Annotated in this window: 11 protein-coding genes; 1 reads left to right on the top strand and 10 read right to left on the bottom strand. The window is 69.1% G+C overall.

The genetic code is table 11. The annotated features are described in order from the left end of the window. Window positions 1–33: 33 nt before the first annotated feature. From AX690_RS00930 to merC, 10 genes are all read right to left on the bottom strand, one after another. A complete protein-coding gene (locus AX690_RS00930; RefSeq protein WP_066680709.1) occupies window positions 34–633 on the bottom strand; it encodes a recombinase family protein in 600 nt (199 codons plus the stop codon). A 72-nt stretch (window positions 634–705) separates the two neighbouring features. Continuing rightward, a complete protein-coding gene (locus tag AX690_RS00925) occupies window positions 706–1,743 on the bottom strand; it encodes a TniQ family protein (RefSeq protein WP_066680710.1) in 1,038 nt (345 codons plus the stop codon). Further along, the gene (locus AX690_RS00920) at window positions 1,740–2,630 is read right to left on the bottom strand and encodes a TniB family NTP-binding protein (RefSeq protein WP_231732068.1); all 891 of its coding nucleotides are present in this window, start codon (window positions 2,628–2,630) and stop codon (window positions 1,740–1,742) included. The genes AX690_RS00925 and AX690_RS00920 overlap by 4 nt, the downstream gene beginning before the upstream one ends. Continuing rightward, entirely contained in the window at window positions 2,627–4,285 is a 1,659-nt protein-coding gene (locus tag AX690_RS00915; RefSeq protein ID WP_066680715.1) for a Mu transposase C-terminal domain-containing protein, read from the bottom strand. Before AX690_RS00915 ends, AX690_RS00920 begins: the two co-directional genes overlap by 4 nt. A gap of 306 nt (window positions 4,286–4,591) precedes the next feature. Beyond that, on the bottom strand, window positions 4,592–5,938 hold the full coding sequence (locus AX690_RS00910) for an NAD(P)/FAD-dependent oxidoreductase (protein WP_066680788.1): 1,347 nt from the start codon (window positions 5,936–5,938) through the stop codon (window positions 4,592–4,594). After that, window positions 5,920–6,702 (bottom strand): alkylmercury lyase family protein, encoded by a 783-nt coding sequence (merB, locus tag AX690_RS00905; protein WP_082769422.1) that lies wholly within the window; start codon window positions 6,700–6,702, stop codon window positions 5,920–5,922. Before merB ends, AX690_RS00910 begins: the two co-directional genes overlap by 19 nt. A 36-nt stretch (window positions 6,703–6,738) precedes the next feature. After that, the gene (merA, locus tag AX690_RS00900; RefSeq protein ID WP_156449516.1) at window positions 6,739–8,379 is read right to left on the bottom strand and encodes a mercury(II) reductase; all 1,641 of its coding nucleotides are present in this window, start codon (window positions 8,377–8,379) and stop codon (window positions 6,739–6,741) included. 13 nt (window positions 8,380–8,392) lie between these two features. Next, entirely contained in the window at window positions 8,393–8,671 is a 279-nt protein-coding gene (gene merP, locus AX690_RS00895) for a mercury resistance system periplasmic binding protein MerP (protein WP_066680718.1), read from the bottom strand. A 12-nt stretch (window positions 8,672–8,683) separates the two neighbouring features. Then, a complete protein-coding gene (merT, locus tag AX690_RS00890) occupies window positions 8,684–9,064 on the bottom strand; it encodes a mercuric ion transporter MerT (protein WP_369798156.1) in 381 nt (126 codons plus the stop codon). Window positions 9,065–9,068: 4 nt separating this feature from the next. After that, entirely contained in the window at window positions 9,069–9,494 is a 426-nt protein-coding gene (gene merC / locus AX690_RS00885; protein WP_066680795.1) for an organomercurial transporter MerC, read from the bottom strand. Window positions 9,495–9,638: 144 nt separating this feature from the next. On the opposite strand from merC, the gene AX690_RS00880 reads away from it, so the two are divergent. Further along, on the top strand, window positions 9,639–10,064 hold the full coding sequence (locus AX690_RS00880; RefSeq protein WP_066680721.1) for a helix-turn-helix domain-containing protein: 426 nt from the start codon (window positions 9,639–9,641) through the stop codon (window positions 10,062–10,064). Window positions 10,065–10,391: the final 327 nt, after the last annotated feature.

Here is a 10,391-nt window from a genome sequence, read left to right as displayed (position 1 = left end):
TGTCGGTGTTCGCATTCGATGCGAGTCGCATCTTTAGATAACGGTTTGGTTCGAATTCATTGCGACTAACCCCTGTGCTCTGCCGGCGGCGACGGTGCGGCTGATCGTGGCTTCGCTGACCTTGTAGAGTCTGGCCATCTCGGCGGCGGACCTGCGGCCCGACAGCACGTTCTCGACGACGTCAATCCGCTGTCCGAGCGTGAGCTTCGCGCGGCGGCCGCCGATGCGTCCGGCCGCGCGAGCCTCCGCCAGGCCGGCGCTGGTGCGCTCGCGGATCATGGCGCGCTCGAACTCGGCGAAACTGCCGACCATCTGCATCATCATCCGGCCGGCGGGCGTCGTGGTGTCGATGCTTTCGGTTAGCGACCGGAAGCCGGCGCCGACAACCTCCAGCTTTTCCAGGATGTGCAGCAGGTCCTTCAGCGAGCGCGACAGCCGATCGAGCTTCCACACCACGACAATGTCGTCGGACCGCAGTTGGTCCAACATCCGGTGTAGCTGAGGCCGATCCCAGCGCCCGCCGCTCGCCGCCTCCTCGAACAATCGATCGCAGCCCGCGTCTTTCAGCGCCCGTCTCTGGGCGGCCGTGGACTGGTCGTCGCCCTTGGAGACCCGGGCGTACCCGATCAGCATGTCCAGCCCTTTCACAAACGCTCGTTTTTGCAAGGTCCGACCGCGCCCATATGGACAGAGACGATCCGCCTTTCACAAACCTCTTTCATAATAGTTCCGAAAGGCAAGGGGTTTGTGCAAGCCACCCCCGGCCTCGTCCGCCAGCGCTGCGGCCGCTGGTAGAGCGATCGCCTCCGGCAGGTGTTGCAGGGCCATCTCGAGGCGGCGTCGGCCCTCGCGGCCGACATGATCGACGAGCGTCCGAAAGGGGCCCAGGTGATCCGCCGCCGTGCGCCAGGACAGAACCTCGGCGATCTCCCCTTCGAGCTGCGCCGGTTGGCTCAGCAGCGCGGCCAGCGCCGAGAGAACATTGCGGCGAGACCGCGCGCTTTGGCCCTGCAGGGCGCCCAGCCCCTGGACCGGGTCAGAGGCCTGCAGGCTGAGGATGAACGGTCCGCCGATGCGTTCGGGCTCGAACAGCCACGCGAAGGGCGTCTGCCCCGACTCTTTATAGAGCACCAGGTCGATCAGGATCTCGCTCGCCCGCAACAGGCTCCGAGCCGACCGGACCCGCCAGCCGGGCCCGATGGCCAGGCCAGCCAAGGCGCGCGCCAGGGCCGATTCCAGGGCGAGCGTGCGCTGGCCCAGCACGCGCGCGGTCCGCGCAACGCCGAGCGCCGCTCCGCCCTGTCGGGCCAACTGTAACAGGACGCCCGCCGATACGAACGCCAGGCCGTCGAGGTCCACGAGGGCGCAGCGATGGATCGGACAGCTCACCTGGAACACCATCTGGCTCTGCGCCGGCCACCAATGGTCACACCCCCGTGCGGCCGCCTCGCGGCAACAGACTGGACAGGCGCCGCCGCGACGACCTTGCGCATCGAGCGCCGCCATCCAGGACAACCGGCGCGCCTGCGGGATGCACAAATCAGCGATCGCCGCTGGCGCCATGCCGCCGACCTCGGCCAGCGTCTCGAGCGTGCCTGGCGAGGGGTGCAGATCGTCGATCGGGCCTATCCCCAGCCAGGCCCAGAAGGTTGGGAGATCGACGTAGTTGTGCGCCGCGACCCGGGCCGTCCACGACGACAGTCCCTCCCCCGTGGTCGGGCGCGGCGCATAGGGCAGTCTCACCCTGCCGCGGCCCGGACGCGAGCGCCCCGGCGCATTGCCATCGCCGTCCGCACATGGCGGACCACCTCCTCGGCGTGCAGGCTCTCAACTGTGATCCGTTCGCGGCCGCTGTCGATGGCCTCGACGGCAGCGGCGTTCAGCAGACGGAAGGTCTTGCCGGGACTGCCGCCGCTGATCTCATGGACGGCGCCGACGAAGGCGTCATCGACCTGGCTCTTCATGCGGAGCGGGAAATGACCGACCACGGCCGCCACGATCGCGGCGTAGGTCTCGTCCTTGGCCAGGCGCGAGAGCCGGAAGGGCTGGGCGCGGCCTTCGATCTGCGGGTCGGAGGTCAGGGCGTTCAGGGCCTCCAAAGTTCCGAAATAGGCCATCGAGAGCGAAAGCGTGTTGGACAGCCGGCGCAGGGCGGCCAGCGTCTTGCGCTGGGCGGCGCCCGTACCGATCATCAGGTTGTTGGTTTCATCGATGACCAGCAGCCGGGTGCGCAGGCGTTCCAGCTGACCATGGACGGCCCGCTCGGCCTCCATCGCCCGCCGGGTGGGGGTCGGCGCGCCAACCGCGTCCAGAATGATGCCGTAGAGCCGTAGCTCGTCGGCTTCGGGCGGAGCCTCGATCGCCACAACCTCCATCTGCGATCGACCGGTCTCCGCATCGAACGTCGGCGCGCGACCGCGCATGAATTTCCTCAGGATCGTCGTCTTGCCCATGTCGGGGTCGCCAACGATGAGCAGCGAAGGCATCCGTGTCCGCTGGGCGCCACGGAGCAGCTCCTCGAGGCGCTGCAAGGCCGTCTGGCCTTGTGGATATGCGACCCAGCGATCGGAGAGCACCAGATCGATGCGCGCCGCGGCCGTCAGGCCCGAGGTCTCGGTTATCGCGCTCACCAAGGTTCGATCTCCACGGCAAACGCTGGTGCCGGGCTTGTCGGAGCGGCCGCATCGGGCGGCTCCGCCGAAGCATCGCCCTCCGCGATCGGAGCCTGCTTCACCTCCGCCCGATGGCGCTCGCGCCTTACGGACTCGCGGCGCATCCGGCGGCTCTCGCTCGCTGCCGTGGCCACCAGGGCATGGTTGGCTTCACGAGCCGCAAAGAGGGCCGCCTCGTCGACCTGGGCTCGCCCTTCGGCGCGGAGCCGGCGTCGCGCCGCGAGCAGCTCCCACAGGCTCATGGGCGGGCGGGCGAGATTGCGATAGCGAAGCGCGCGGACCCCTTGCGGCGTCTCCATGAGCAGGCGCGACAGATCCCGCGGATCATAGGCGAGTTCGACGCGGCGCTGGCCGCTGTCGAACAGCGGCCCCAGGAAGGGCTCGTAATAGCGAACATGGTGGAAGCTTATCCCCTGGCGGGTGATTGTGCGCGAGATGCGCGGCAGGAAGGCGATCAACAGGCCTTCGGGGTCGAGGGGTTGTCGCGGCGTGACGGCCTGTTCGGCGCATAGGCGTCGCCAGGTCTCCAACGGCGGTGCCGAGAGGCTCGTGTGGATCCGGCGATTGTAGTCGCCGGCGACGAAGCGCCAGAGCCAGACCTCAAACTCGTCTATCGTCATGACCGCGGCCGCATCGCTGTCGTAGTCGCCGCGGGCGGCCACGTTGGAGAAAGTGGCGCCTGGCAGCAGGTGCATCTCGCTCATCACCGAGCCGATCAGGCGCTCAATGTGGCCGCCATAACGGGGGGCGCCGACGGGCCGACGCTCCGTCTCGATGCCCAGATTGCTGCACGCCCGGGCAAACGATCGGCTGCGAAAGTCGGAGCCGTTGTCGGAATGAACCAACTCGGGCAGGCCGAAGGCCGGCCACTCGGCGGATATCCCACGCTCCGCCAGGGCCTCGTCCTTGGCCAAGATTGCATGCTGCAGCGCCATGCCGACCGAAACGACAGACGGCGGATCCAACGAGATATAGAGCCCGGTGATCACCCTGGATGCCACGTCGATGACCAGGGTCACCCAGGGCCGGCCGATCGGCGCGCGCGAGTCCGCATCCACGAGGATGACGTCGGCCGGGGAATGATCGATCTGCCAGATCGCGTTCGGCCGCGTCACCGTCAGGCTTCCCGGCCGCATCGTCGCCGCCTCAGCCGCACCCGGCCCCTTGCGGCGGCGGGCCATCTCCCGCTCGCCGATCCGTTGCAGCCGGCGGCTGATCACCGACCGCGAGGGCGGTTTCAGGGTCTGCGAGGTGCAGCGCCGGGCGATCTCGCGCCCCAGCTGCGCCTTGGTGATCGACTGCCGGTCGAGGAACAGTTGTTCGATGGCCGTGTCGATTATCTCGATCACGCGCGCCGGCAGCCGCGGCCGCCCGGGTTTCCATCCCCCTACCCCGGTCACGACCGCCTGCGCGGTCTCTCCGACCGCGTAGCGGGCCAGCAGCCGATAGACCGTTGCCGTGTGGACGTTCAGTCGCCGCGCTGCGGCCTCGACCTCGGCGCGTGTACGGTGAGGATTGTCCAACAGCGGGCGCAGCACGCGCTGGCGCGCAACGGCCAACTCCCAGCGCTGTTCCTCACCCTGCGGCTGGTGGCTGGCTCTGCTCTCGGCCATCGGCGTGCGCTCCTGTTCGAGCCGCTCCCGCCCAAAACTCACCTGATTCGATGTCACGTCCGCAACGGTGCAGCATTCGCATCGAACGCGCAGTTTTCAGAACAGATTTCGTCCGAATTGCTTGCGACTAGCCCCTTCGGCTCACGTCCGGCCGCCCCGAACCGCAACTCTCGCCATCTATGTCTGGTCCCATTGAGGCGTCGCAGAACGGGGGCTCGCGAGACGGTCAGGGAGAACAGGTTGGCGCACCCTGACTCGCGCGAGCCGAGTCGTTGGGCCTCAGGACTTCGCCCCTAGTCCGGCGCCTCAGAGCATATAGCCGAGATCCGAAGCGCCAGTCGGATAGGCGAACATCGTCGATCGAAGGTCGGCGGCCGTGAGCCCATGGCGGATTGCCAGACCGAACAGGTTGATCACCTCCTCGGCGTGCGGGCCGACCAGATGGGCTCCGAGGATTCGGTCGGTGGCCTGCTCGATCAGCACCTTGTGGCCGTAGACCCGTTCGGCTAGACGGCGGGCGCTGAACCAGTTGGGCGTCGAGCCGGCATTGACCCGGAACTTGTGGCCCTGGCGGCGCGCCTCGTCCTCGGAGAGCCCGACGGCGGCGATGGACGGCACGGTGAAGGCGACACTCGGGACGCCGCGATAGTCCGGCCTGTGCGACGGGCCATCCAACAGGTTGGCGGCCACGACCTTGGCGTCCTGGCTGGAGACCGGCGTCAGCGGCGGCCCGACGCCGGCCGCGTCGCCGGCGGCATAGACCCGAGGGTTGGAGACGCTTTGCAGGTGCTCGTTCAGATGTAGGCGGCCGTCACGCGCGGTCACCTGGCCCGCCGTGAGGTCCAATGCGTCGAGGTCGGGCCCGCGGCCGGCGGCATGCACCACCAGGTCGGCCGGGACGGCGAGGTCGGGCGCGCCCGGACGGCTGGCGTGGACGATCAGGCCGCCCTGGACCCGCCCGACTCGGGTGACCGTGGCGCCGGTCTCGACGGCGATGCCGAGTTCCTCGAACCGCGGCATGAGCCAGCCGACCAGGTCGGGATCGAAGTTCGGCAGGAGCCGCGGGGCACGTTGCAGGATGGTGACCTCCGCGCCGGCGCGCGCCGCCAGGTGCGAGAACTCGGCCGCGACATAGCCGCCGCCGATCAGCGCGATCCGGCGTGGCAGAGCCGGCAGCTCCAGGAAGTCGTCGCTGGTGCTGACCAGCTCTTCCCCCGGGATGCCCAGCGGGACCGGGCGGGCGCCGGTGGCGATCAGCACGTGTCGGGCCTGGAAGGCGCGGCCGTCCACCTCGATCGCGTCCGGACCGGCGAAACGGGCGAGCCCGTGGAAGGCGTCGACGCCCAGTTCGGTGTAGCGCTGCTCCTGCTTGGCGGGGATCGGATCGGTGAAGGTCCGCTTGAACGCCATCAGGCCCGGCCAGTCGATCGCCAGCGCGCCTTCCACGCCATGCCCGGCCATGCGCCGGGCCGCGTCGATGGCTTCCTCGCCGCTCACCAGCATCTTCTTGGGATCGCAGCCGCGCAACGCGCAGGTGCCGCCGAACGGCCGGTGATCGATCACGGCGACGGACCAGCCGGCGGCGCGGACCTTCGCCACGGCGACCTGGGCCGCCGTGCCGCTGCCGATGACGATCAGGTCGTAGGAATCCATGACGGCCACTCCATCCGCATCGGCGCAAAAATCGCGACGCCAATCTCCAGCGCTTCGGCGAGGCTCAGGCGCACGCCCTCCTGGCCAGCGGCCGGGCTGTTTGCGCGCCAGGTCTCCAGGTGAACGTCCTCGCAGAAGAAGGCCTGCAAGGTGCAGAGCGAAGACGCGGCACAGCCGGCGGCGTAGCGATGGCCGGACCAGACCACGATCCCTATCGGCTCGACCTGATCCAGCTCGCGGCCGTGGCTTCGCGTTCGGATGACGAGCGGGCGCCGGCAGTGGCGGCAGGCCGAGCGGACGGCCACATCGCGCTCCAGCATCGCCCCGATGCCGAGCGCGTCGATGGCGCACATGGCGCCCGCCGAGAGGCCACCAGCCGCCACGTGATGCTCGGTCGGGCTATCGGTGAACGGATAGGCGCCGCTGATCCGGCCGGCAGCGTCGAGAACGAGGAGATCGCGCTCAGCCAGGCGCCGTAGCACGCCGTCGGCCTCATCGCGGGTGAGCCCGGCCGCTGCGGCCACATCCGCCGTCTCTGGCGCGTGCCCGGTTGCGGCGTAGCCGCTCAGGACGATGCCGTGGATTCGGCTCTCGGTCTCATCCAACCCATCCCACTTGGGGCCGATGAAGGCTTCGACGATGGCCCTCAGGGCATTCTGGGCCCGTGACGTCGTGATCGCGCCCCAGTCGGGGATGATCGCGCCGCCTGGAAACGCTACGGCGGGCCAACCGGCGGCTTCAGCGCGTGAGGTCGGAGTCATCATCGTGCACGCGCCCTCTTCGCGGTCCCAGGTGAACCTTCAGCCGGCGCAGCAGGAGAGCTGCGTCACATCCTTGGAGAAAGTCTGGGCCGCGAGCTTCAGGCCTTCCACCATGGTCAGGTAGGGGAACAACTGGTCGCCCAGCTCGCCGACGGTCATGCGCGCCCGTATGGCCAGCGCCGCCGTCTGGATGATCTCGCCCGCCTCCGGCGTCACCGCCTGCACACCGATGAGCCGGCCGCTGCCGGCTTCCGCGACCAGCTTGATGAAGCCGCGGGTGTCGAAGTTGGCGAGCGCGCGCGGGACGTTGTCCAAGGTCAGGAGGCGACTGTCGGTCTCGATCCCGGCGTGGTGGGCTTCCGCCTCGCTGAGCCCGACCGTGGCGACCTGCGGGTCGCTGAACACGACCGCCGGCATCGTGGCCAGGTCCAGAACGGCCTCGCCACCGGTCATGTTGATCGCCGCCCGGGTTCCGGCCGCCGCCGCGACATAGACGAACTGCGGCTGGTCGGTGCAGTCGCCGGCGGCGTAGATGTGGCGCGCGCTCGTGCGCATGGCTGTGTCGATGACGACGCCGCCTTGCGCGTTGACGGCGACGCCGGCCGCGTCCAGGGCGAGCGCTGGGGTGTTGGGCGCTCGGCCCGTGGCGATCAGCAGCCGGTCCGCGCGCAGCTCGCCGTTGCCGGTGGCGAGCACGAACTCGCCGTCAGCAAAGGCGACCTTGCTCGCCTGGGTGTGCTCCAGCACCTCGATGCCCTCCGCGCGGAAGGCGGCCGTGACCGCCTCGCCGATGGCCGGGTCCTCACGGAAGAACAGGGTGCTGCGCGCCAGGATCGTCACCTTGCTGCCGAGCCGAGCGAAGGCCTGGGCCAGTTCGACGGCGACGACCGACGAGCCGATCACCACCAGGCGCCGTGGGAGGGTCTCGCTCTCAAGGGCCTCCGTCGAGGTCCAGTACGGCGTATCCAACAACCCCGGAATGGTCGGTATGGCCGGGCTGGCGCCGGTGGCGATCAGGCAACGGTCGAAGGCCACATGATGCTCGGCGCCGTCGACGTGGCGCACGAGCAGGCTATGGGCGTCCTGGAAGCGCGCCTCGCCCTGCAACACCGTGATCGACGGCGTGTCGGCCAGGATGTTCTCGTACTTCGCGTGGCGCAGCTCATCGACGCGGGCCTGCTGCTGGGCCAGCAGCCGCTCGCGCAGGATCGCGGGCGTGTAGGACCCGATCCCATCGTCGAACGGGCTCTCGCGGCGCAGATGGGCGATATGCGCGGCGCGGATCATGATCTTCGACGGCACGCAGCCGACGTTGACGCAGGTTCCGCCGATGACGCCGCGCTCGACGAGCGTGACCCGCGCGCCCTGCTCGACGGCCCTCAGCGCCGCCGCCATCGCCGCGCCGCCGCTGCCGATGACCGCGACGTGCAGCGGGACGCCGCCGCCGCCGCGTTGCGCGCGGCCCGCGTCGGCGACCGAGGCGCGATAGCCGAGCGTCGCGACCGTGGCCGCCAGGGCCTCGGAACTCACCCCCGCATCGGCCGCGATCTCCGCTCGGGCCTTCGGATAGGAGACGGCGGCCGAGCGCACGCCGGGGACGCGCTCCAGCGCCTCCCTCACGTGCGTGGCGCACGAGTCGCAGGTCATTCCGTCAATGCGCAGGGCGATCGCAGCGGTCACGGGTGCTGGCTCCTTAGCGCTTGACGGTGGACGGGTAGCCGGCACCCGCCGTCGCCTGGGTCAGGGCCGCGACCGTGGTCCTGGCGTCATCGTAGGTGACGACGGCCTCGCGCCTTTCGAAGCTGACGTCGGTTTTCTCGACGCCGGCGACCTTGGCGAGCGCCGTCTTGACGGTGATCGGACAGGCCGCGCAGGTCATGCCGGGCACCGCCAGGGTGACCGTCCTGGTCGCGGCCCAGGCGGGCGTGCTGAGCGCGCCCATCAGGGCGATCAGGGAGACGAGCTTCTTCATGGGGACTTCCTTTCAGTAGAACAGGGGCAGGACGTAGGGGAACGCCAGCGCGACCAGGACGAGCGCCGCGACGGCCCAGAAAATGACCTTGTAGGTGGTCCTGACCCTGGGCACGGCGCAGACCTCGCCCGGCTCGCAAGCCCGGGCCGGGCGGAAGATGCGGCGGTAGGCGAAGACCATGGCGACCAGCGCCGCGCCGATGAACAGCGGCCGGTACGGTTCCAGCACGGTCAGGTTGCCGATCCAGGCACCGCTGAAACCGAGGCCGACCAGGATCAGCGGGCCGAGGCAACAGGTCGAGGCCAGGATGGCGGCCAGGCCTCCGAGCGCCAACGCGCCCCGGCTGTCTTTGGATTCTGACAAGTAGATTCTCCTTCCGAACAACCTCGCCATGACGCTAGGAAACCGCCCCGTCGCGGTGCGGAGCGGGCGCGTTGCGCGGCGGCGCCGCCAGATCCCAGATCGCGACGGCCACCATCAAGGTCAGGCCGGGATAGAGGAGCCACGCCGTCGGCCAACCGCGGGTCGCCATGAGCACCGCCGCCGCAAGCACCAAGATCGGACCGATGACGCTCAACGCCATTCGCGCCCACCGGCGATGGCGAAGCCCGGCGACCGTGTTGGCGATGAGGGCGATCACGGCGAACAGCGGCAGGAGATAGCGAATGAAGACGCCTTCGTACTGGCTCAGAAAACCGAGACCCAGCGCGGCGCCGAGACTCGCGAGAGCCGGGAAGCACGCCGCACACCCCATGGCGGTGACAATCGAGCCGATGACGCCCGCCTTGTCGGCCGCGCGGGTGAGAGGATTCTGGATGGGCATCGGCATGGCCTCGGCGACTTCGGTGGAACCGTCGGAGCGAAGCTGTGGTCATGTCCACAGCTTGCCCCTGAGGGCTGAGGATCGTTAGATACGATCTGTAGCGACTACAGACTCAAGCCCTAAATTTGAGAGGCGCAGAGCAGCATGGCGGATACCGCGATCCAGATCGGCGAACTGTCCCGGCGCACGGGCTGCAACATAGAGACGATCCGCTACTACGAGCGGATCGGCCTAATGCCCGCGCCGCCGCGGCGGGGCCGCTACCGAAGCTATGGCGCTGGCGACGTGGGCCGGCTGGGCTTCGTGCGACGCGCCCGCGAGTTGGGTTTCACCCTCGATGAGGTCCGTGCGTTGCTCGGGCTTGCGGCCGGTGGCGAGGCTTCGTGCGCCGAGGTGCGCGTCCTGGCGTCGGCGCATCTCGGGGATGTGAGAGCTCGTATCGCCGATCTCAAGCGGATGGAGCGGGTACTGGCCGACTCCGTGCGGGCCTGCGACGCCGGACAGGATCCCGGCTGCCCCCTGATTGACGCTCTCTATGCGGAGCCGCGGCTCCCGCCGACTGGCTGTTAGTACACATCAGGTCGAAGGCCTCGCCGCCTTGCGCCATCGCCCCGGCGTCCGACGGGGCGACGGAGAGTCCGGCCCAGAACGCACGCGTCACCCGCTCTCCGACGTTCGCGATCCCGGTGCTCCTAGCCTCCGCGGCTGCCTGTTCCAGCCGCGTCCGCCCCGAGCTTGCCCAATTCGATGTCGAGCCCGCGACGGCCCTGCAGTCGCATCGATTGCGATCCGGAAAGGCCGTTCAATCCGAACAGACGCAATGACTGCGAACGCCGGGGTGTGGAATTTCAGAGGCTTACTGAGCCCGCCCAGTCGCAGTCAATTCGAGCACCGACA

It is taken from the genome of Caulobacter sp. CCH9-E1, from assembly GCF_001556515.1.
In the GTDB taxonomy this organism is placed as follows: Bacteria; Pseudomonadota; Alphaproteobacteria; order Caulobacterales; family Caulobacteraceae; genus Caulobacter.
The sequence above is the reverse complement of the archived record's forward strand: the minus strand, read 5'-3'. Positions and strand labels throughout refer to the sequence as shown.

Coding starts and splice junctions, on each gene's coding strand:
- AX690_RS00910 (WP_066680788.1), bottom strand. CDS start 5,938: ATGGATTCCTACGACCTGATCGTCATCGGCAGCGGCACGGCGGCCCAG.
- merB (WP_082769422.1), bottom strand. CDS start 6,702: ATGATGACTCCGACCTCACGCGCTGAAGCCGCCGGTTGGCCCGCCGTA.
- merP (WP_066680718.1), bottom strand. CDS start 8,671: ATGAAGAAGCTCGTCTCCCTGATCGCCCTGATGGGCGCGCTCAGCACG.
- merT (WP_369798156.1), bottom strand. CDS start 9,064: ATGGCGAGGTTGTTCGGAAGGAGAATCTACTTGTCAGAATCCAAAGAC.
- AX690_RS00915 (WP_066680715.1), bottom strand. CDS start 4,285: ATGGCCGAGAGCAGAGCCAGCCACCAGCCGCAGGGTGAGGAACAGCGC.
- merC (WP_066680795.1), bottom strand. CDS start 9,494: ATGCCCATCCAGAATCCTCTCACCCGCGCGGCCGACAAGGCGGGCGTC.
- AX690_RS00880 (WP_066680721.1), top strand. CDS start 9,639: ATGGCGGATACCGCGATCCAGATCGGCGAACTGTCCCGGCGCACGGGC.
- AX690_RS00930 (WP_066680709.1), bottom strand. CDS start 633: ATGCTGATCGGGTACGCCCGGGTCTCCAAGGGCGACGACCAGTCCACG.